22 protein-coding genes are annotated in these 20,644 nt (G+C 40.5%); 14 read left to right on the top strand and 8 right to left on the bottom strand.

Annotated features, from left to right (window positions below):
• The first annotated feature begins 43 nt into the window (after positions 1-43).
• Entirely contained in the window at positions 44-805 is a 762-nt protein-coding gene (locus tag J1N51_RS11580; protein WP_208831424.1) for a spermidine synthase, read from the top strand.
• Here the strand turns inward: J1N51_RS11580 and dtd are convergent, their stop codons facing one another.
• The 7 genes from dtd to J1N51_RS11545 form a co-directional block, all read right to left on the bottom strand.
• On the bottom strand, positions 806-1,243 hold the full coding sequence (dtd, locus tag J1N51_RS11575; protein WP_208831423.1) for a D-aminoacyl-tRNA deacylase: 438 nt from the start codon (positions 1,241-1,243) through the stop codon (positions 806-808). It lies immediately after the preceding gene.
• Between the two features lie 2 nt (positions 1,244-1,245).
• Complete coding sequence (pip, locus tag J1N51_RS11570; RefSeq protein WP_208831422.1) at positions 1,246-2,253, bottom strand: prolyl aminopeptidase; 1,008 nt, start codon at positions 2,251-2,253, stop codon at positions 1,246-1,248.
• Positions 2,254-2,323: 70 nt separating this feature from the next.
• Positions 2,324-3,388 carry a M28 family peptidase gene (locus J1N51_RS11565; protein WP_208831421.1) on the bottom strand — a complete coding sequence of 355 codons (1,065 nt, stop codon included), beginning with the start codon at positions 3,386-3,388 and terminating at the stop codon, positions 2,324-2,326.
• Positions 3,369-4,010, bottom strand: a complete 642-nt coding sequence (pyrE, locus tag J1N51_RS11560) for an orotate phosphoribosyltransferase (RefSeq protein WP_208831420.1) — start codon at positions 4,008-4,010, stop codon at positions 3,369-3,371. The genes J1N51_RS11565 and pyrE overlap by 20 nt, the downstream gene beginning before the upstream one ends.
• Before the next feature lie 99 nt (positions 4,011-4,109).
• Positions 4,110-4,823 carry a ribonuclease PH gene (rph, locus tag J1N51_RS11555; protein ID WP_208831419.1) on the bottom strand — a complete coding sequence of 238 codons (714 nt, stop codon included), beginning with the start codon at positions 4,821-4,823 and terminating at the stop codon, positions 4,110-4,112.
• Between the two features lie 100 nt (positions 4,824-4,923).
• On the bottom strand, positions 4,924-6,774 hold the full coding sequence (locus J1N51_RS11550; RefSeq protein WP_208831418.1) for a DEAD/DEAH box helicase: 1,851 nt from the start codon (positions 6,772-6,774) through the stop codon (positions 4,924-4,926).
• Positions 6,775-6,959: 185 nt separating this feature from the next.
• Positions 6,960-7,727 carry a hypothetical protein gene (locus J1N51_RS11545; RefSeq protein WP_208831417.1) on the bottom strand — a complete coding sequence of 256 codons (768 nt, stop codon included), beginning with the start codon at positions 7,725-7,727 and terminating at the stop codon, positions 6,960-6,962.
• A 277-nt stretch (positions 7,728-8,004) separates the two neighbouring features.
• Between J1N51_RS11545 and J1N51_RS11540 the strand changes: the two genes are divergently transcribed.
• From J1N51_RS11540 to J1N51_RS11515, 6 genes are all read left to right on the top strand, one after another.
• Positions 8,005-8,868 (top strand): YicC/YloC family endoribonuclease, encoded by an 864-nt coding sequence (locus J1N51_RS11540; protein WP_208831416.1) that lies wholly within the window; start codon positions 8,005-8,007, stop codon positions 8,866-8,868.
• 190 nt (positions 8,869-9,058) lie between these two features.
• Positions 9,059-10,279, top strand: a complete 1,221-nt coding sequence (locus J1N51_RS11535) for a tyrosine-type recombinase/integrase (protein ID WP_208831415.1) — start codon at positions 9,059-9,061, stop codon at positions 10,277-10,279.
• A 234-nt stretch (positions 10,280-10,513) separates the two neighbouring features.
• On the top strand, positions 10,514-12,019 hold the full coding sequence (locus J1N51_RS11530) for a GIY-YIG nuclease family protein (protein WP_208831414.1): 1,506 nt from the start codon (positions 10,514-10,516) through the stop codon (positions 12,017-12,019).
• Between the two features lie 350 nt (positions 12,020-12,369).
• On the top strand, positions 12,370-12,867 hold the full coding sequence (locus tag J1N51_RS11525) for a superinfection exclusion B family protein (protein WP_208831413.1): 498 nt from the start codon (positions 12,370-12,372) through the stop codon (positions 12,865-12,867).
• A gap of 32 nt (positions 12,868-12,899) precedes the next feature.
• Entirely contained in the window at positions 12,900-13,703 is an 804-nt protein-coding gene (locus tag J1N51_RS11520; RefSeq protein WP_208831412.1) for a hypothetical protein, read from the top strand.
• Between the two features lie 87 nt (positions 13,704-13,790).
• Positions 13,791-14,603: a hypothetical protein gene (locus tag J1N51_RS11515; RefSeq protein WP_208831411.1), complete on the top strand. Its 813-nt coding sequence runs from the start codon at positions 13,791-13,793 to the stop codon at positions 14,601-14,603.
• A gap of 272 nt (positions 14,604-14,875) precedes the next feature.
• Here the strand turns inward: J1N51_RS11515 and J1N51_RS11510 are convergent, their stop codons facing one another.
• Entirely contained in the window at positions 14,876-15,349 is a 474-nt protein-coding gene (locus J1N51_RS11510; RefSeq protein ID WP_208831410.1) for a hypothetical protein, read from the bottom strand.
• Between the two features lie 378 nt (positions 15,350-15,727).
• Between J1N51_RS11510 and J1N51_RS11505 the strand changes: the two genes are divergently transcribed.
• From J1N51_RS11505 to J1N51_RS11475, 7 genes are all read left to right on the top strand, one after another.
• Positions 15,728-16,543 carry a hypothetical protein gene (locus J1N51_RS11505; protein WP_208831409.1) on the top strand — a complete coding sequence of 272 codons (816 nt, stop codon included), beginning with the start codon at positions 15,728-15,730 and terminating at the stop codon, positions 16,541-16,543.
• An 89-nt stretch (positions 16,544-16,632) separates the two neighbouring features.
• Positions 16,633-16,866, top strand: a complete 234-nt coding sequence (locus J1N51_RS11500; protein WP_208831408.1) for a helix-turn-helix transcriptional regulator — start codon at positions 16,633-16,635, stop codon at positions 16,864-16,866.
• Complete coding sequence (locus J1N51_RS14875; RefSeq protein ID WP_208831407.1) at positions 16,859-17,071, top strand: helix-turn-helix transcriptional regulator; 213 nt, start codon at positions 16,859-16,861, stop codon at positions 17,069-17,071. Before J1N51_RS11500 ends, J1N51_RS14875 begins: the two co-directional genes overlap by 8 nt.
• An 80-nt stretch (positions 17,072-17,151) precedes the next feature.
• A complete protein-coding gene (locus J1N51_RS11490) occupies positions 17,152-17,973 on the top strand; it encodes a YagK/YfjJ domain-containing protein (protein ID WP_208831406.1) in 822 nt (273 codons plus the stop codon).
• Positions 17,970-18,668: a hypothetical protein gene (locus J1N51_RS11485; protein ID WP_208831405.1), complete on the top strand. Its 699-nt coding sequence runs from the start codon at positions 17,970-17,972 to the stop codon at positions 18,666-18,668. The genes J1N51_RS11490 and J1N51_RS11485 overlap by 4 nt, the downstream gene beginning before the upstream one ends.
• Before the next feature lie 22 nt (positions 18,669-18,690).
• A complete protein-coding gene (locus tag J1N51_RS11480) occupies positions 18,691-20,172 on the top strand; it encodes a terminase (protein WP_208831404.1) in 1,482 nt (493 codons plus the stop codon).
• Between the two features lie 50 nt (positions 20,173-20,222).
• Positions 20,223-20,642: a hypothetical protein gene (locus J1N51_RS11475; RefSeq protein ID WP_208831403.1), complete on the top strand. Its 420-nt coding sequence runs from the start codon at positions 20,223-20,225 to the stop codon at positions 20,640-20,642.
• The last annotated feature ends 2 nt before the right edge of the window (positions 20,643-20,644 follow it).

The following is a 20,644-nucleotide window of genomic DNA, read 5'->3' as shown; positions in this document are numbered from 1 at the left end:
ATGCTTGTTATTATCGTTGAGCCACTTTAATTAAAAACCATCTATGGACCTCTGGCAAACTCTATTAAGTAACGAGCAAGCTAAACAGCTGTACTTTTTTCAAAAAGACGGCTTTCGTATCGAGGTCATTCAAAACAAAGATTTCTATCGTCTTGAAATAAATGGTGTAATCCAAAGTGCGTTTGCAAACACCGCGCCATATATGCCGGCACTTTCACATTGTGCTGTAATGCTGTTGCCTTTACTTCACGATAGCCGACCGACGAGCGTTCTTGAGTTAGGCGGTGGCGGCCAATCTCTACAGCGTTATTTTAAGCACGCCTTTCCTCATATTGACTTTATCAGTATCGAAGCCGACAAAGACGTAAATTTGGCGCTGCAATCATTACCTGGGTTTAACCAACTATCCATCGTACAAACAGACGCGTTTGAACATATTAAAGAGTGCAAGAATAACAATCGTCACTTTGATTGGCTCATCGTCGACTTGTTTGCCGGGGCAGATGCGCCCGCTCAAACAAAATCAGATTCTTTTTATCGAGACCTTAAACAACTGTTAAACCCCGGGGGTTGGCTCATCGTTAATTGTTTAACGGATGATAAAGCCCAATTGAATTTATTACGGGACAGTATTAACAATGGCTTTGAAATAAGTACGGTCAATCCGGCATTTGGGGTAAAAGCCTTTGCCGTTCCGGGTCAAAAAAATCACATATTTTTGTTAAAACACCAAGCGCCCGAAACTCAGACGCCGTTTGTTTTTCCAAAGGATATCGAACAACACAATTTGTTCAAAAGCCAATAATCAAACCGTAAGTTGAAAGGTCACCGGACCATCGTTGGTCAAGCTAACTTGCATATCAGCACCAAACTGACCCGTTTCGACTGGCAACCCTAAGTCTTTGCAGCATTGGACAAAATATTCGTACAAACGATTGCCCTGCTCCGGCGTTGCGCCACGCGAAAAGCCCGGACGATTACCCGATTTGGTATCAGCAACAAGGGTAAATTGTGACACCACTAACAACGAGCCTTCGACTTGCTGAACATTTAGGTTCATCTTGCCGTTTTCATCATTAAACACACGATACTTACTGATTCGCTCAGCAAGCTTTTTCGCTTTAGCCTCGTCATCAGCTTGTTCAACGCCTAGCAACACCAATAAACCTTGGTTAATACTTCCGACAGTTTGACCGTCGATGTCAACTTTGGCTTCGCTTACGCGCTGAATTAATCCAATCACAACTACTTCTCCTGATCTTTTTCATTTAAGAATTTAGCGATGTTTTGGCTCGCTCTTACCAAGCCGTCAATAATACCAGGCTCAGTACTACTGTGTCCTGCGGCTGGGACCATTTCTAATACGCCGTTTGGCCAATGTTCAGCGAGGGTAAAGGCCCCTTCTGGCTTGCATACTACGTCATTTCGCCCATGGACAATGTAACCTGGAATATGTGATATTGCCGCGATTTCACTGATGATTTCTGACTCGTAAATAAATCCGTCATTCGTAAAATAATGCGTATTAAGCAGCGACATAGCGATGGCTTCGTGTTTACTCATCGCTGGCGCAGACTGCTGATAATTGACTGACACTATCCGGCCTTCCCAATTCATAAACTGTTTGGCCGCTGCGAGCTGCTCAAAATCGTTATCGCCGGTTAATTTTTCGTGATACGACTCGAGTATTTCTTGAGTTGCGTCATAGTCTTCACTATCGACAGATTCAATATCATGACCGCGAACAAAATCTCGATAATATTCAGGAAAGATTTGGCTCGCGCCTTGTTTGGGCGACAAAAACCAGTCTAAATCTTGTTTTCGAGCCAAAAATACCCCGCGCAATATCAGTGCTTTGACGACAGACGGAAACTTAATCGCATATAGGAGTGCCAACGTCGTTCCCCAAGAACCACCCGCAACGACCCAAGAAGTAATGCCCAAATGAGCTCTTATTTGCTCCATGTCACGCAATAAATGCTGAGTGGTATTACTAAACAACGCATTGATATCATCAGCGCAGTGCGGTGTCGACTTACCACAGCCACGCTGGTCAAATTGAATGATGCGATATTGCTCTGGGTCGTAAAAGCGACGGTGCATCGGACTGCTACCACCGCCTGGGCCACCATGAACGTACACCACAGGAATACCATCGGGGTTTCCACATTCTTCGACATAAATCTGATGGCTATCGCCGACATCCAAATGGAACGTTTGGTTGGGGTTAATTTCAGGGAATAAGGTTCGCATTCGAAACTCCTGTACCTTTTAGATTTCTACCATAGTGGTTTCTGCCTTGACGATTCACCACAGTGTAACACTAAAACTCAAAATACTGTGACGGCAGACCGTCTAACAAAATTACTGTCATTAGAGCGGCTTTTACAGAAGCCATAAAGGCATTCTGATCAATGTTGTCAATGGTATCGTCAGAGGTATGGTAAAAATCGTGTAAATCTCCACCTAGATACAAGTATGGAATACCTTGTTTTCTAAACACAGCATGATCACTCGCATTTCGCCAGTCTATATTACCAGATAAAGCATCTCTGCTAAGCCGTGCACTGCCATGGCCCCTTTTCAAACGGATATGTTTTCTGCCTATTTGCTGTGTCACCGTATCAAAAATAGCGAGAAAGGCTTGGTTTTTGCGAGCTCCAGTAAAATACAGATTGCCCTTTGTGCCACCAATCATATCTAGGTTGATATTCATTTTTATTTCAATGGGAGCGTCTATGGGCTCGTCAATAAGATCAGTGTTAAGGCTCGGCTTACCATATACGCTATTCCAATTTTCAAGAAAGTACCGAGCACCATGTAAGCCATGTTCTTCAGCATCAGTCGCTACGTAAAGAATCGAATAGTTTGGTGCTAGCACACTGAAAAAACGGGCAATGGCCAAGAGTCCGGCTACTCCAGAGGCGTTATCATCGGCCCCGTTCATTATCCGTTTGCCCTTGGTTCCCAAGTGATCATAGTGTGCGGTGATGATCAGCACCTGATTGGGATATTGCTGACCACGTTGAAAACCCAAAATATTCTCGCCTGTAGTGGCTGTGCCGTAGTGATCATATTGAAAGACTTGCTTGAACCCATCAGTATCCAATAAGCCCAGTTGGGATACTGGCAGCAATCCAATAGACTTAAATTGCTCAATGATATAGTTACTTGCGCGTTGTTGGCCTTGAGTAGAAGGTGCGCGCCCTTGCATTGTATCGGAGCTTAGTGTTGTAAGGTCTAACAGCGTTTGGCAGGGGTGATTGAATGGAAAAGCGAAGTCCGCTTTGACGTCACAGCTCGTTCGATTTTGAGCGAAGACAAACTTCGCTTCAAAACCAAACAGAAGCGCAATGATAAGTACTAAATTAGATACCGTATTGCTCACGATATAATTCAACGCTTGGTAAATAGGCCGCGTATTCTTCGTTTTGTTTCACAAATTCAATTACATCGCCTAAGGTAACGATCGAAATCACTTTAGTACCGAAGTCACGCTCAACTTCTTGAATCGCTGATAGTTCGCCTTTGCCCTTTTCTTGACGGTCAAGGGCGATTAAGACACCCGCTAAACTCGCGCCAGCTTGCTCAATAATGGTCATCGATTCGCGAATTGCAGTACCTGCGGTAATAACATCATCGACTAGCATGATGTCGCCTTTAAGCTCTGCACCTACCAGGCTTCCGCCTTCACCGTGGTCTTTTTTCTCTTTACGGTTAAAGCAGTAAGGTGTGTCAACGTCGTGATGATCTGCAAGCGCAACCGCTGTAGTTGTTGCGATAGGAATACCTTTGTAAGCAGGGCCAAATAACACATCAAATGAAATCCCAGAGTCTGCTAACGCCGCCGCATAAAAACGCCCCAAACGCGCCAAATCACGACCAGTATTAAACAAACCAGCGTTAAAAAAATACGGGCTTGTGCGGCCAGATTTAAGGGTAAATTCACCGAATTTTAGTACCTGTTTCTCAAGGGCAAATTCGATAAACTCTTTTTGATAATCTTTCATGGTTTGTGTCCTACTGTTTGTTGCGGGTTACTACATTGCCTGGTCTTTAGACCTAACAAAAACCAGCAATACTGCTGGCTTTTTCAATTTTTACTCTGTTTACGCTAAGGCTTTTTTCTGCTCGTCGATGAGCTCACCGATGGCGTTTTTGGCAAGGGCCATCATTTCTTGCATTTCGTCAAAGGTGAAAGGCTCTTCTTCTGCAGTGCCTTGTACTTCGATTAAACGACCATCTTCAGTCATGATAACGTTCATGTCGGTTTCGGCTTCAGAGTCTTCAACGTATTCCAAATCCGCAATTGGTGTACCTTGATACACACCAACCGAAATCGCCGCAATCATGTGTTTAAGTGGGTTGGCTTTGATGATCTCTTCTTTGCGCATGTAGTTAATCGCATCAACTAATGCCACACATGCACCTGTGATAGATGCGGTACGAGTACCACCGTCAGCTTGAATAACATCACAGTCAACTGTGATGGTGTTTTCGCCAAGCGCTGATAAGTCGACTGCTGCACGTAAAGAACGAGCAATCAGACGTTGAATTTCCATGGTACGGCCAGACTGTTTGCCTTTCGCTGCTTCACGTTGGTTACGAGTGTGAGTTGAGCGCGGTAACATGCCGTATTCAGCTGTGATCCAACCTTTGCCCTGACCTTTCATAAAACGAGGCACGCCCACTTCAACCGTTGCATTACATAATACTTTTGTGTCACCAATTTCAATCAACACCGAACCTTCAGCGTGCGCTGTAAAGTTACGAGTAATAGTGACGGGACGAATTTGAGAAGTGGTTCTACCGCTTGGACGCATAATTGTTTGCCTTGTTTTATCGATTCTTTTTTTACTATTGTAAGATACTACAAAGCAGCCCGAAAGCTGCTTTGTGTTTTATTTTTGGGTATGGACTAAATTAGTCGCGAGGTTTACGGTCATTACGACGACCGCGATGTCCTTCACCACCGCGTCCACGGTTACCTTCGCGATTGCCATCACGATTACCACCACGTCCACGACCACCGCGATCATCACGGCCTCGACCACGACCGCCGCCATCACGACGACCACCACGCTCACCAACACCTTGGCCGCCACGAGGGTCAACCTTGATGTCTAGCTGTTGGTTACGAACACGTGTCTTCTTCAACTGTTCAGCTGTTTCTGTTGGCATGTCTGCCGGTAGTTCAACAACAGAGAAGTTCGGCATTAGCTTGATGTTACCGATGAACTTAGAGCTAATGTTTGCTTCGTTTGCAATCGCACCAACGATATCTTTAGGTGTTACACCGTGCTCACGACCAACTTCGATGCGGTATGCTTGCATAGGAACGCCAGTATCACGACCACGGCCACCACGTTCGCCACGTTCACCGCGATCACGGTCACGACCGTTGCGATCACGACTGTTGCGATCTTCAAACTTGTTGTTTCCTGGCATGCCTTTGCCCGTTACTTGTAACGGTGCTTCTTGCTGTGCCATAAACGCTAATGCAGCAGCAACTTCACCAAGCTCTTGACCGTGCTCTTCTGCATACTCGTTCACTAAGTTAGTGAAAAAGTCTAAGTCCTGACCACCGATTACATCTGCAATGCGCTCTTTAAACGCAGCAACACGTAACTGTGTAACTTCTTCATTTGTTGGTGGCTCGTAAGGCAAAATTGTTTGCTTAGTTTCACGCTCGATTGTCTTTAATAAACGACGCTCACGTGGCGTTGCAAACAAGATAGCGTTACCTTTACGACCCGCACGACCTGTACGGCCAACACGGTGAACGTAAGATTCTACATCGTACGGTAAGTCATAGTTAATAACGTGACTTACACGCTCAACGTCGATACCACGTGCTGCAACGTCTGTTGCGATAATAATGTCTAAACGACCAGACTTTAATGACTCGATACACTGTTCACGGTGAGACTGGTTCATGTCACCGTTAAGCGCTGCTGCAGCGTGACCACGCGCAGATAGCTTGTCTGCTAATTCAGAGGTTGCTTGACGCGTCTTCGTAAAGATGATCATGCCATCAAATTCAGTCAGCTCTAGAAGTCGTGTTAACACGTCTAGTTTTTGGTTGTTGTTCACAATCCAGTACTGCTGTGTGATGTTAGAGTGACTCGCCGTTTTTGGCTTAATGCGCACTTCTTTAGGGTTCTTAAGGTACTGCTTAGTCACCTTTAAGATTGGCGCTGGCATAGTCGCCGAGAACAACGCGATTTGTGCTTCACTTGGCACGTGCTCCATGATCCACTCAACGTCATCGATGAAGCCCATACGCAACATTTCGTCGGCTTCGTCTAGTACCACTGTTTTAAGGTTAGACAAATCGAGAGTTTCGCGACGCATGTGGTCCATAACACGACCTGGTGTACCAACAACAACGTGAACACCACGCTTAAGTGCACGTAGCTGAGTACGGAAATCCTGACCACCGTAAATTGGTAATACGTGGAAACCGTCAAGCTTTTCAGCATAAGTTGTAAATGCTTCTGCAACCTGAATCGCTAATTCACGAGTCGGTGCTAACACTAAGATCTGTGGCGAATTGATACTTGGATCTAAGTGGCACAAAGTTGGAAGCGCGAACGCCGCCGTTTTACCAGTACCCGTTTGGGCGATACCTAAAATATCGTCGCCATTAAGGATATGTGGAATACATTCAGCTTGGATTGGTGAAGGGGTTTCATAACCAACGTGTTGAACCGCTTCTAAAACGGCTGGGGTTAAACCTAAGTCAACAAACTTTGGGGTTACATTTTCTGTCATTTTTTACTCACATCTCTACCCCAACTTCACGCGTAATCCATCATCACTCAACGTCCGCACCTCTATCGCAAGAGATTCAATTGAGCTAAGCCTGTCTGTGGGGGAATTCAAAAGGGCGCGCATTGTACGCTTTATTTTAGTTAATAGCGACCACATTTGACTATTTTTTAATCTTTTTTGAGTAATTACTTAAATGTTTTTAAGTTTTGGCTTAATGACGCTTCAATTTTTGGCAACAAACACAATAAGTTGTTGTTAATGACATGGTAAGTCGCAATGTCGTACATAGGCTCGTAGTCAAACTCAACCGGGATTTCTTCTGTTCCGCCTTTACTGCGATCTGATACAGGGTATACACCATAGTCAACCCGCCCCTCTGACAGCATTGATAACACTTGCCCCATTTTCGATACGATCACTAGGTTGTCTTTGTCTATTTGAGGAAAATTAGTCACAACCCCCATACTCATTGCATTTGTTACCGCCAATCCACCAACTTCAATCAATTTATGCAATTGTTCTAGATTACAGGGTTTACCCTTTTTACAGACGAGCATGTACGACATGATGCTAAGAGGTGGTGCGACTTTGATAAGGCCGGGAATCGTATCGATAATATCTTCAGCAAACGCAACACTACCAGAGAGCGCTTCTCGATTAACCAACATCAAGTCCCGATAAGAACTAGTAACAACAAAATCTACGTTGACGCCAATATCCGCGTAGGTCTTTTTGATAAGTGGTTCAAAATACTGTTGAATTTTAGGGTGATTGATCGAAGAAAGCATTACTGGCTGAGACAGGTCGCATTGTCCTTTAGTTTGTTCTAACTCTTCAGCGTGCAGCAAAAAACTAACGGTCGAAACCAAGACCACAATCGCCCGAAGCCCGCTAACCAAACGCAAGACAGGGATAGAAAAACTGGATACAAAACCTAAAGAAAATGTCTCCATGACACACCTCTTCCGAACGATTAAAACTTATCTAAACCACCTAAACTCACCAGCTTCTCGGTGGTAACTCTATCGAACTATTACTGTTCACTTTGTATACAAACACTATCAAATTGTCAAAACCCCAATGCTCAATAACAATATTTGCAATTCAAACAACAAGATAAAGTTGTCAAAACGCCTGTATAAATGTTTTATATGTTACTAAACTAGTCGCTATAATAGCTAAAATCGTAAAAACGGATTCATTCCGTGCTTAATTAAAAAAGGTGATTGTGTGATCCAAAGTATGACGGCGTACGCCAGAAGTGAAGTAAAAGGCGATTGGGGCACAGCAGTGTGGGAAATCCGCTCTGTAAACCAACGATACTTAGAGACTTACATCAGACTGCCGGAGCAATTTCGCTCTTTAGAGGCAGTTCTTCGCGAGCGCCTTCGCAAAAAATTACAACGCGGTAAGGTCGAAGTTTTCTTAAAATACACTGCTAACCCAGCCGCTGTGAGCCAACTCACCATCAACAAATCATTAGCCAAACAACTTATCGACAGCGCCAATTGGGTCAGCAACGAAGCTGCAGGCGGTGAATTAAATCCAGTGGATATCCTGCGCTGGCCAGGCGTGATGGAAGCCGAAGAAACCGACATGGACGAGATCCAAAAAGCCATTATGGCCGGCTTTGACGGTTTAACCCGTGACTTCATCGAAGCACGTGCTAGCGAGGGAGCCAACCTCAAAACCATGATCGAAACACGCCTAGATGCGATCTTAGAGCAAGCGGCCATTGTCGAAGAACACATGCCAGCCATCATGACTTGGCAAAAAGAGCGCATCACCAATAAACTTGCCGAAGCCAAAGTCGATATCGACGAAGCACGCCTAGAACAAGAGCTAATTTATTTGGCCCAAAAAACCGACGTAGCCGAAGAAATCGACCGACTAAAATCACACGTCAGCGAAACTCAAAAAATCATGAAAAAAGGCGGCGCCTGCGGTCGACGTCTCGACTTCATGATGCAAGAGTTTAATCGCGAATCCAACACCCTAGCATCTAAATCAATCAGTGCAGAAATCACTAACGCAGCGGTTGAATTGAAGGTGTTGATAGAGCAGATGAGAGAGCAGATCCAAAACATAGAGTAGCGTTTCTACCTGTTTCCAGAAATATATAAAACCCTGAAAAACCTCGCATTTGCGGGGTTTTTTATTATATAGTGTTCTGCAATGTTTCCCTAAGTTAACTATTTAGTGGTTACTAAATCGGTTACTAAAAAGAATGGTAACCACCTAAAACCATAAAAAGTAAAATTAGTAACCACCAGCACGGAGTGATATGAACGATAAACAAATTAAAGCCTTTATAAAATCAGAGACCAAAGGAAGAAAGGCTGTTGCTGATAACCTTTACATTAGAGTTCAAACATTAGGAAAGGCTTACTGGGAAGTTCGTTACAGCATCAATGGAAAAAGAAAGTTTATGCGAATTGCTGGCGGGGCTTACCCTGCAATGAGCTTAGCTATAGCCAAGCTCCAAGCCGCTTTAATAATTCAGCAAGTTAGAGAAGGCATAGATCCTTTAGCTGAAAAAGTCAGAGGTAAGTCTCAATCAATTAGGGTTGTAAATGAATTATTTGAAGATTGGTTCAATGGCCGCTCAGGAAAGCTAAAATATCCTCATATAGAAAAACGATATTACGAAAACGAAGTTAAACCATATATTGGTGAGCTTGCTATTGAACGTGTTAATGCCAGAGACATTAGAGATATAATTCAAACCGTCGCCAAAAGTAATCGACCGTCAATAGCAAATAAAACTCTTCGTTTATTAAAGAAGTTATTTAATCACGCAATTAAGCTTGATTTAAAAGGTGGTAACCCCGCTGCAGCTTTCGAATTATCAGACGCTGGTGGTACTGAAAAAAGTAGGACGAGAGCCCTATCATTAGATGAGCTTAAAGTGACATTTGAAGTATTCCGTCAACAATCACAGATATTTACCCGCGATAATTATATTGCTATGGCTCTCTTACTTTGTCTGGGCGTCAGAAAAACAGAGCTTACAGCAGCAAAATGGGAAGAATTTGATCTTGAGAATAAAGTTTGGAGTTTGGATGAGAACAGAAATAAAACAAGTTCAGCAATTCAAATTCCACTTTCAGACTTAGCAATCAAATTTTTGATTGAATTGAAAGTGAGAGCTGCCGGTTCCGATTACTTACTTCCAGCACGAAGAGCTAGCAAACGAAGAGCATACATTTCTGATGACACCTTAAACCATGCATTGTCTAAATTATTTGGAGAGAAAGTAGATAGTAAAAAACAACCTTATCCCAACTACTTAATACGGGCTGGCATTGAAAAGTTTACCATTCACGATATTAGGCGAACATTTAGAAGTCTACTTTCTGAACTAGGCACGCCTAGCGATATTGCAGAACGGTGTCTCAACCACAAAATCACGGGTGTTGAAGGTGTTTATAACAGACACGACTATTTTGATGACAGAAAAAAAGCGTTACAAAAACTATCTGAAGTCATAGAGCCTTTTCTTTAAATTGGTCTTACAGTCCCCTTAGATTATTGGCATCAATTCAATAGATAAGCTAAAAAGCGCGTTACAAATTGAATTAATGCCAATTCAAATTTATTTAAAACAAATAGCCGAGATCAACGGTCCATAAAGCTAAGATTAATAGTTTGGCTTTTATTTGCTAAAAGATTAATTAAAATGATGTTTTTTTGTTAGGATCGTCAATTTGCTTCCAATGGGGGAGTATGTTTAGCATGAATGGAGTTCAACCTGCCTAAATCATTCTTAATTAACGGCACGACATGGTGTAAACAGGTCCAGGATCTTACAGAGTCAGAGTTTAATAATTTATATACTAAAAAAACTCGTTGCTATATCACCCCTAACAATAAAAATCAGAAGAAAGCTAACGTGTATGTTTGGGGTAGTAGAACACTACTCGGTTTCATAGACGAAGCAGAGTACGAACTATATCAAGAGTATATTGATCAGTTTGATTCCATCTATTGTGAAATTGAGCCAAAAACGTCACTAACCTACGTGGTAGGAAAGGCGTTTATTAATGTTTTTGAATATCTGGGAACAGAAGAGTCTCAGCCACCTTTGAAACCAACCAAATCCCCCAACAAAACTACCAACAAAAAAAAGCCTATCTCTGCACCATTATCACCGAGAGCGAAACACCCTATTACTAATAAATCTTTCGCCCCAAAGCGAAACCTCGAGTCCTTCTGCAATAAATTAAATGGCAAAATTGGCATTTATTGCATTTACGGCAAAGATTTTAAAACGTATATAGGACAATCGAAAAATGTTGGAAAGCGTTTAAAAGCACATATAAGGGACCTTAAAAAAGGAATTCATCATAATCCAGCAATGCAAACATTATGGCTGTCAAAACAACCATACTCTAACAACCTAACATTTGAGCTGGTTGAAGAGACGACTATTGATTTATTAGATTCAAAAGAGCTTGAATACATAGACACATTTGAAACCTACAAATATGGATTCAATCAAACCAAAGATGGCCAGGGTGACTCAAACAAAAACGGATACAACCCCGAGCGAAATTGGCTCAACAAATTCACCTTAACGAATGAAAAAAAACTGACAAATAAAACTGTAGACATAGGGGTTATAGACTCGGACTTAATCGATGCTAAAAGCCAACAAGAAGTTTCTAGTAGTCCCGAGCCAAATATTAATGAAGTAAATGCTTTGATTGCAGAAATTCAGCTACAGAATGAGGAAGAATTAGCACTATACAGACAACACGAATTGACTTTACTGTCAGGAGAATCTTTACAAACATCTCCATCAACTTCAACAGAAACCACTGAAACTAACATTGTTCTACAAAGATTGTCTAAAAGAGCCAAAAGTGAAGTGCTTTCCCAAGAAGAAACAAAAACTGAAATTAAAAAATCAAATGATTTAATTGAGCCCCCGACAAAAACTAAAAGCAATAAAATTAACTCGTTTACACAACTATCACCTATTCGCACTAAATCAGATAAAGCCGCAAAAAAAAGTTTCAACGACGCTCTCAATAAAACTGAGTTAATTTCAAAGTCACTTGGGTTTCAAATAAGCAAATCAGCTTTTAAGTTCGGTAAGCTGAAAAGTAAATCCTTTATAGAGTTTGAAAGCGCTATAGCAAAACTGACAGAAAGGTTAGACCGTTCAGGAAGTCAATTCAAAGATGAAGATATTAATATGTACAAGTCAAAGATCGCAGAGCTACGAAAATTAATACAATAAATGTATTAGTATAATTTTGACGTAATATTTTCAATTACCCGGATGTGTGAAATTAGGCAGCTACAGCGAGCATTTCACTTAATTTTTTCGATAGAGTCGTTAGCTTTTAGTTTGTGGAATACATATGTGTATGGTTTATGCAAAGATAATGCTGATTAGATTAATGAAAACGGTGTGAGGTTCTTTATAAGGAAGTCTCTGTTTCTTCACCGACAAAGGTTTTAACTAATAGAATTAATTCAGCTAAAGTGTTAAAACATCTTATATTTTTTATGAATGGGCAAAGTTTTTTTAACGTACGACTTAAAATGAGTCCCGGTTAATACAATGTCATGCATTAAGGAGAGATCATGATGGACGTTAAGCAAATATTCGAATGGTTAAAGTTGTCTGGAAAACAAGCTTTCATCCTTTGTGTTATTACCTCAACAATACTCTTTTCAGGGGATGAATTCCTTTATAAATTAGCTTTAATTGAAGCGAAAAATAGTCTTCAAATATGGATTTCTCTAATTTGGCTGATTTCAATATCAGTACTTTTGTCTGAGAGCATTTTCCCAGCTTTTAAATGGATTTCACAAAAAATAAAATGGCACTTCAAATTAAAAAGTTATCAACAACGCTTGCATGCTCTTACGGTAGAAGAAAAAAAACTATTATCTGAATATATAGACAGGAACACGCGAACAACCTCAATCAAATACTCTAATGGTGTAGCAAAAGAGTTAGAGGCAGCAATGGTTATTCGAAGAGCTTCAAACCTGGCTCATTACCACGATGTGTTTCCATACAACATTCAGCCATGGGCATGGGATTATTTAAATAAGAACCCTGAACTGATTAAGTAAAAGCAAAACAACCTGTTTAAATTGGGCAAAATATGACTATATCTTTAGCATGGATAAGAAAAGTAGAATCGATCGAAGAGCTTATTGTCGCTACCGATAGCCGCCTGAGCTTTGGCTGTCGTTGGGACTGTTGCCCTAAAATCAGAATCCTCCCGAGAAATGACGTGGTAGTTTGTTTTGCAGGCGATACAATGTATGCCTACCCAATAATGCTCCAAATGCAATCAGCTGTAGCACAACATCCTAAATTACTGAACCGAGCAATGGATATTACAGATCTTAAAGGTCACCTACTGCGCATACTAAATAACATGGTTACACTCGTTCACGATTTGCCAGTAGGACTTAAGAACGAACCGGACACGACTTTTTTAGTAGCTGGTTGGTCTTGGAAATTAGGAGCTTTCCGGTCATGGTTATTACATTACGACGCAAGTATTAAACGATTCACCTTCAGGCCCTCTCGAAGCTGGACCGGGCCAAATCAAGATAAACTTCTCGCCATTACAGGCGATTACGAAGACGCGTTTAAGGAAAACCTGGTTAGGTTGCTGAAAGAAAGAGGCAAAATAAAGGAGGGTGGATTTGATATGGAGCCATTAGAGGTGCTTCGAGATATGTTGCGCGAGAATACCTACGATAAAATTGGTGGGGCACCACAGGTAACCAAAATATATAAGTACTCCAATGCCAAGCCTTTTGCAATTTTCTGGCCCAATAAAGATTTTGGAAATATAAATCTTAGTGGCAGGCCGCTGCTTGACTACGAACAGTCTGAATACGGTGTTTTAGATCCAGACACCATGAAAATAGTCAAACACACCAATATTTCCTAACAAGTGACTCAAACTGTCCGGTGTACAGACTGGAACGGGCTTAAGCCCCCTTTTAACCAAACATTATTGAGGTTAAGCATGGAGCCAATGAATACTATCGACATCGATTTTGATAAAAAACTAGAAGTTAAGATTAATAATGAAAGGCCAGTTAATTTGACTGATTTAACTGTTTCATTGTTGGACCTTAGTTCTCAATTTCAACGGTTTGTTGAGCATGAGTCTTCAGAAGACTGTGACATATCAAGTGAGCTTCTAATTAAAGAAGTGCGATCTGGGTCAATAGTAGTAGAATTGGTCACTAAAGCTGCGCCTCTTGTTCCTCTTCTTTGGCAAGGAGGTTCACTTTATCAATGGGTTGCAACTGCTTCTAATATTATTGATTGGTTTCTAGGTAAGGCTAAAAACCCACCTCAGGATTTAACTAAGAAAGATCTTTTGCAATGGAAAAATATTATTGAGCCGGTTGCAAAAGACGCAGGTTCTCAATTAGTTATTTCCGCTAGTGACAACGCCACCGTTATTAATCAATTGATCTTAAGTTCTGAACAAGCAAATGCAGCTCAAAACTTTATTAATCGAAAAATTGCCAACATAGACGAGCCAGCCGATCACATTCATAAAAAGAAAGTTCTTGTATGGTATCAAACGAAGTTTGATTCCAACTCAGAAACAGGTGACAAAGCAATTGTTGAAGCTATTAGAAAGAATCCTACTAAAGTAATTTTTGAAAATAATGCAGTAAAAGAAGCAATGTTACATGGACATAACAGTTTTAATAAGCAATGGCATGAATTAGCCTACGTAGTAGATATTGAAGTTCAGACTATAAGCGGGGTTCCCAAGCTTTATAAAATCTTAAGGTATTATGAAGATTACACATTTGATCCCGGGGAGTAATTCCCTAACAAACGCATTAAGCACGGGACTTATTAAAGTTCGCTCCGCTTCACCTTACATTTTAGTAAACAATTATAAGCCGCTGATAGCTTAGTTCTGAGGTAGAGCATGATCAATGACAAAAAGCTATGTCTCAAATAGCTAAAAATGGCACAAGTAAGCCTTACAATAATATGTGCTAACTCAGACTTGTTCTACCTGTCAGTTTAAGCCTAGGCTCGCGGCCCGAATATCAGTTCAGGTTCGAGCCAGTACACTTTAACTTTATATAACTACCGTAATTTGCACCAAGCTCGTTTCGTTGTCACGTTTGAAATAACTCCACCTGTTTGATTAAATGACGTTAAATTGAATAGAGCTCGTTTTGATTCAGGTGAAATATCAACCTGCGTACTAACAAATCGTGTGCCGTGGCCATTCTCCCACTTGTCAAAAGATGGATTAGATTTAAAAGTGAAATAAATCCTGGGATAGGAATCCATGTTCTCCTGACGAACAAAAATATCATTGTAGTTACCGTTTAACTCGCCATGAAATTCATTTAACTCTTCACTTTTGATAGATAAAGACTTCTTTTTTTTATCCCATTTAATGTAAGAGCTAGAAACTCGTGACTCATCAAATGACCTACCAATCACGTCTATCTTGTCACAAATTAACTCAAAACTGTCTGGGGTCGCCGACGCCAATGCAACAGGCGACCAAAAACCAGCTATTAACAAGATGTTCATCAAAAATTTATTCACTACTAATAATCCTTACGTCAGTTTAAAAAGCTAAACGGTCTCAAAATTCCTAAGTCCATTTCATTGAGTTTTCAAATTGATAACAGAAATAGCATGCGCCCCCCACTGACAAAGCATTGCTACTTATCAAAACTGTCGACTTTAAAGCAACAGAGCAGCTTTATAAAAGCGCAACTTCAAACAGCTTTAGGAACTTAAATGTTCTGTATATCAATGCCACTCTATCACTTAATTTCATTAGAAAGTATTAAGGCTGTAATAGATAAGCTCGTAAATACTTTCTTAAACGGAAGAAACTTTAATTCCCCTAGAGAATCCCTAGAACAAAATTAGCACCTCTTTTAATGTGACACACTTTGAACCACTAAAGGAACAAACATGATCACAGCAAAAGAAAAACAGGCCCAACTATTAGAACTGGAACAAATGCTATTCGTTGAGTTATACACCAACAAGTTGGAGGCCCTTGGACAAACCCACATAGCAGATCAAAGCCAACTCTCAAAAATGCTAGATTCACCGTACCCAGCTGACGCGTTGCTTATGTTGCTGGCTGCTCGAGCTAGAAACGCAGTCAAAAAAGGAGCAAAACTAGAAGAGTCTATAGGTAATGTGACAATAGACACGTCATTAAAATATGTGTTTCAAAACCTAAACGAGTATACGAAATTAAAAAATAGCCTGGAGTTACAAGGACTTTGTGGCGAGCAAAATACGAAGAATTTAAACAGGGTAATTGCCAAAGCTTTAATGCTAGGGTACTCAGCAGGGGCACATGATACAGAAGTTTGTATGGGCCGTCATTGTTTGACAGGCTACAAAGTAAAGGTTTCGAAGCCTATTAAAAATGGCCGTTTCAGCGCAAAAAAATTTGAAACGGTCAAAAATCTGGTTAATGAAATGTCCGATTTTTTTTATGATGGAACTCGATTTACTTCAAAACTAATTATTGCAGAGGCCATTTTTAAGATCATTAATAATTTCAGCTTATTGCAAGGAAACAGCAACTTGGATGCGCTTAAAGGCTACCCACAACGCTGCCCTTCAATACGCAAAATTGAACAATATATTTCTACTGCACCTCCAAGAACTCGGCCTTCCGGGCATCCAAAGTTAAGCGTTGAAGACGTTATCCCTCTAATCAAGGGGGCTTTTCCTGACCGTCTAATCCATAAAAAGCTATCTGTGAAATAATTATTTTATACACACCACACTGTGGTGTGGGTGTTTTTAAGGCTAGAACTTGTCAGTATTCTCGCAAACACAAAGTAACGAGAGAAAACATGAAAGAACAAGTTATGACATTCCAATTTGATCGATTAGTAAAAGAGCCGGAGCGTAAAAGTATAACTTCAATATCCCGCGTACAGGCATGGAAACTAGAGCAGAAAGGGCTATTTCCCAAACGGAGAAAGTTAACTCCCTCAGGTTCAAGTGTAGCATGGCTTTTATCAGAGCTTGTCGAGTGGGTGCAATCACGTGAAGTAATTAATAACTATGAGGTGAGCAATGGATAAGGTTTTAAATCACCTAGAGCTTTACATCGAAGATGAAAGACTAATGCGCAAGCCTGATATACAGAAACTGCTTAATATTAGCCGGTCAACACTGGGACGATGGGTGAAAACCGGTAAATTTCCGCAGCCTACTTTTATCCAAAATCAACGCTCTTATTGGCAGTTCAAGCATGTCAACGCTTGGCTTCAATCCAAAAATTTTTAGCACTCCAAATAATTTTTTAGCCCGATTGGCGGTATTTAAAATATATAAGCCGCCTCGTTTATTAAAAAGTAGTACTTACGATGACATTCAAAATTACAAAAAAGAATTCAACATTTTATGTCTATAAAGATCACTCTTATCAGATTTATAAGCCGCGCTCGCTAGATATAAACGAAGGCGCTCTCAAGAACGCATTTTTGTTATGTGAGTCAATGCTACTTCGCTATTCCCGTGTTTCTATGCTTCGCATAGATCTTCACCCTTACAGTTACAACACTAACAACAATTTAATTCGCTCATTCTTGGCTGAGCTCTGTACTAAATTAAAGCAGGAGTATAAATGTACTGTTAAATACTTTTGTACGCGTGAGCAAAACAAATCAAACAAAGAGCATTACCACTTAGCTGTATTTCTTAGCGGGCACAAAGTAAATCACCCTAGTTCCCTACAAAAGCATATAAATAAACTATGGATTTCTAGATCCAAAGGCTCAACAAAATATGTAAAACATCCACTTTACACAATCAAAAGAGGGATGAAGAACACTATCAACGAGGCAATCTATCGCCTCAGTTACCTGGCTAAGAGGTTTAGTAAGCAACTCAATGGTAACAACCGCAGCTTTATTATTTCGAAACACACAATAGAAGAAAAGCGCCAAATATTAAGCAATGCTCTGCTGCTGGTGGATCCAGAGTGTACTGTGCGTAGAAAGGTACAGAACAGTGACTTGAGCGCTTATTGTTCCCTGTATTCTAAACAAGATAAATTATCCTTAACTCCTTTGCTCAATGAAAGGATAGCCCTCCATAAAAAAGCTGAGATGAAGTTCCATTTAAACAGTGCCGAACTACGTAAAGCAAAACCACAATGTTCACTGTGCTCAGGGGCTAATGTATGACTCAAAGAAGAAAAACTAAAACAAATAAAGGCACGGAAGATTACTCAATCGACCCAATTACAAGACGTGCTCGATTTCTCAAAAACAACAAAGCTGCTTTAGTTCATGGTGGCTACTCACAAAATGTTGATGAATCATTATTAAACTCGGCATTGGAAAACGATCTAGCTTTTGAAACTGGTATATTGAAAGGGCAACTGTTCAACATAACAACAATAGGAACAACAGCAGTTCACCAATTAATGGAAAGCGGTGACGAAGTCAGTGCGCTTCACTTAGCCCTTGCATGCGCTGACCGAGTAGCCAAGCTCGCTCCTCAAGTTCAAAAACTCCTAGAATCAGAGTTATCTCACCACCAGCTACCTAATTTAAAAAAAGAACAAACTAAAAAGAGAATCTTAAAAAAGTTTCAAAGCCAGCAAATTACTGCGTCAGAAGTAGCATTTAATTATGAACTACATGAGTTAGGGTCAGTTCCACAATTCATAATGTATGCACTGATAGCTGAATTAAAGAATCAAACTACGGACGTAGAAGATGAAATTTTTACACGAGAAGAATTAGAACAAAAAGCTAAAAGTTATTGGGAAGACGTCGCAAAAGAAGAAGATCAGAAAATAGCTAGAGAGGAGTCCATAGCGATAGCGAAACGAAGACTCCGAAACAATAAAAACTTAATTAGCTCAGAAAATTAGTTTAAAAGGCTACAGACTGTTTATGGCACGTTTGAAAACAATCTTAAGTGAACCAAGGTATTTGGATTTAGTGCTCAAATATCAATCTGACTGGACCACTTTTGCAGCGGTTTTGATAGACAAAAAGCCTACTTGGCAACAACGACAAATCATTGCAGAAACGCAACAGCGTGGAGCTAGGGTTTCTGTTTCTAGTGGTCACGGGACAGGAAAGAGTGACATGACAAGTATCATGATCCTCGCTTTTATTATTCTAAACCCCGAAAGTCGTGTAGTGGTAGTTGCCAACAATGCTGCACAAGTTCGGAACGTTATTTGGAAATATATTAAAACTAACTTTAAAACGTTATGTAGAAACCTGCCGTGGATAGAAAGCTACTTCGCACTAAATGAACGAGAGTTTTATGCGGTCGGGTACAAAGGCGTATGGAGTTGTATAGCGAAATCAGCTCGAAGAGGTAACGAAGAAGCATTAGCAGGTGAGCACTGTCATACTTATCTAGTTGTTGTTGATGAAGCTAGTGGAATACCTGATAAAGCGCTACAGGTCTTAAGCTCGGCACTTACAGAGTCCAATAACAATATGTGTATGCTTAGCCAGCCAACTCGTAACTCAGGCTTTTTCTATGATAGTCATCACCGCTTAGCAAAAACTCATAAAAACCCTAACGGTATTTGGACCGCTATTAGACTTAACTCTGAAGAATCACCACTTGTTTCTCCCTCGTTCATATCAGAAAAGCTAGTTTCATATGGGGGAGAAGATTCACCAGAATACCAAATAAAGGTAATGGGTTGTTTTCCGTCTAGTTTGGAGGGGTATCTACTTTCCCGAAAAGACTGTGAACTGGCCGCAAACTCAAAACCTAATTTGGATAAACACGAATGGGGATGGGTGGCGGCTTGTGACGTTGGAAATGGAAGAGATAAGTCCGTCATCAATATTTGCAAAGTTTCTTTAGGACCTGCTGAGCAACGAGTTGTAATCAATGTGGATATCATCGAAATGAAAAGTAACATCGATCCAATCGACTTTGGACATGAAATAAAAAAACATGTCGAACCTTACATATTACAAAACATAACGGTCTTGATTGATGGAGATGGAGTTGGCTTTGCAACTGTGAAAGTAACAAAAGAATTAGGGCTAAACGTTCAGGAAGTTCGATGGGGCAAGCCCCTATTTAACAATAAGCTCAGAAGCCGTTTTATAAACCAACGAGCATATGCTCACATAATGATGAGGGATGCAATTAAGACAGGTCGCTTAAAAATAGATCAAGACGAAAATACAAAGTCACAAATAAGCAAAATACCAGTCCAACTGAATGAGTCAGGTAAGTGGGTTATTTGTAGTAAAAAAGAAATGAGAGAAGTCCACAACCTTAAATCGCCAGACAGGTCAGACACTTACTGTTTCATGTTTTTGGCGAATCCAAGTAATGCAGAATGCATAGATTTAAACAACGTAGTCGAAGAAGAATTCTTAGACTTTTTAAATTAATTAAACTCCGCGCGTAATTGAAGTGCGGATATTTTTCAACAGGAGTCTTTATGACAATACAAGATACACAATACGTAGGTTTTTCAAACGTGATGATCGAATTTTCTAAGGAGTACCCTCTTCATTATACAAATAAGAGGCTTCATGCAAGTGCCAGTGACTGTGCATTAATTTGCCAGAACGTGTGCCAGAGAGTATTTGATTTAATTGAGCCTCAGCTTCCTAATGGAAGAACTTTAGCAAAAGAGGCATTAATAAATGCCGTAGGCGTATTTATTAATAATAAAGCCAACAAAATAAAAGAACATTACGTAGATTTCACTAATCTACAAACTGAAATGATCATAAAAAGCATTAAAATTGTTGGGGAACAATTCGAAAGTCCAAACAAGAAACAAAGAGAGCACCTTATAGAAACACTCTGTTCCAGAGTTCGCGAGCTCAAAATTGAATTTGGCCCAGGTGCTTAGAT

This window comes from Psychrosphaera ytuae, from assembly GCF_017638545.1.
Taxonomy (GTDB): Bacteria; Pseudomonadota; Gammaproteobacteria; order Enterobacterales; family Alteromonadaceae; genus Psychrosphaera; species Psychrosphaera ytuae.
Note: the sequence above shows the minus strand (reverse complement) of the source record. Positions and strands in the feature narration are given on the sequence as shown.

What these genes read in the sequence shown, in the direction of transcription:
- J1N51_RS11580 (WP_208831424.1), top strand. Translation starts at nt 44, where the DNA reads ATGGACCTCTGGCAAACTCTATTAAGTAACGAGCAAGCTAAACAGCTG.
- pip (WP_208831422.1), bottom strand. Translation starts at nt 2,253, where the DNA reads ATGCGAACCTTATTCCCTGAAATTAACCCCAACCAAACGTTCCATTTG.
- pyrE (WP_208831420.1), bottom strand. Translation starts at nt 4,010, where the DNA reads ATGAAAGATTATCAAAAAGAGTTTATCGAATTTGCCCTTGAGAAACAG.
- rph (WP_208831419.1), bottom strand. Translation starts at nt 4,823, where the DNA reads ATGCGTCCAAGCGGTAGAACCACTTCTCAAATTCGTCCCGTCACTATT.
- J1N51_RS11550 (WP_208831418.1), bottom strand. Translation starts at nt 6,774, where the DNA reads ATGACAGAAAATGTAACCCCAAAGTTTGTTGACTTAGGTTTAACCCCA.
- J1N51_RS11545 (WP_208831417.1), bottom strand. Translation starts at nt 7,727, where the DNA reads ATGGAGACATTTTCTTTAGGTTTTGTATCCAGTTTTTCTATCCCTGTC.
- J1N51_RS11535 (WP_208831415.1), top strand. Translation starts at nt 9,059, where the DNA reads ATGAACGATAAACAAATTAAAGCCTTTATAAAATCAGAGACCAAAGGA.
- J1N51_RS11530 (WP_208831414.1), top strand. Translation starts at nt 10,514, where the DNA reads ATGGAGTTCAACCTGCCTAAATCATTCTTAATTAACGGCACGACATGG.
- J1N51_RS11525 (WP_208831413.1), top strand. Translation starts at nt 12,370, where the DNA reads ATGATGGACGTTAAGCAAATATTCGAATGGTTAAAGTTGTCTGGAAAA.
- J1N51_RS11520 (WP_208831412.1), top strand. Translation starts at nt 12,900, where the DNA reads ATGACTATATCTTTAGCATGGATAAGAAAAGTAGAATCGATCGAAGAG.
- J1N51_RS11515 (WP_208831411.1), top strand. Translation starts at nt 13,791, where the DNA reads ATGAATACTATCGACATCGATTTTGATAAAAAACTAGAAGTTAAGATT.
- J1N51_RS11505 (WP_208831409.1), top strand. Translation starts at nt 15,728, where the DNA reads ATGATCACAGCAAAAGAAAAACAGGCCCAACTATTAGAACTGGAACAA.
- J1N51_RS11500 (WP_208831408.1), top strand. Translation starts at nt 16,633, where the DNA reads ATGAAAGAACAAGTTATGACATTCCAATTTGATCGATTAGTAAAAGAG.
- J1N51_RS14875 (WP_208831407.1), top strand. Translation starts at nt 16,859, where the DNA reads ATGGATAAGGTTTTAAATCACCTAGAGCTTTACATCGAAGATGAAAGA.
- J1N51_RS11490 (WP_208831406.1), top strand. Translation starts at nt 17,152, where the DNA reads ATGACATTCAAAATTACAAAAAAGAATTCAACATTTTATGTCTATAAA.
- J1N51_RS11485 (WP_208831405.1), top strand. Translation starts at nt 17,970, where the DNA reads ATGACTCAAAGAAGAAAAACTAAAACAAATAAAGGCACGGAAGATTAC.
- J1N51_RS11480 (WP_208831404.1), top strand. Translation starts at nt 18,691, where the DNA reads ATGGCACGTTTGAAAACAATCTTAAGTGAACCAAGGTATTTGGATTTA.
- J1N51_RS11475 (WP_208831403.1), top strand. Translation starts at nt 20,223, where the DNA reads ATGACAATACAAGATACACAATACGTAGGTTTTTCAAACGTGATGATC.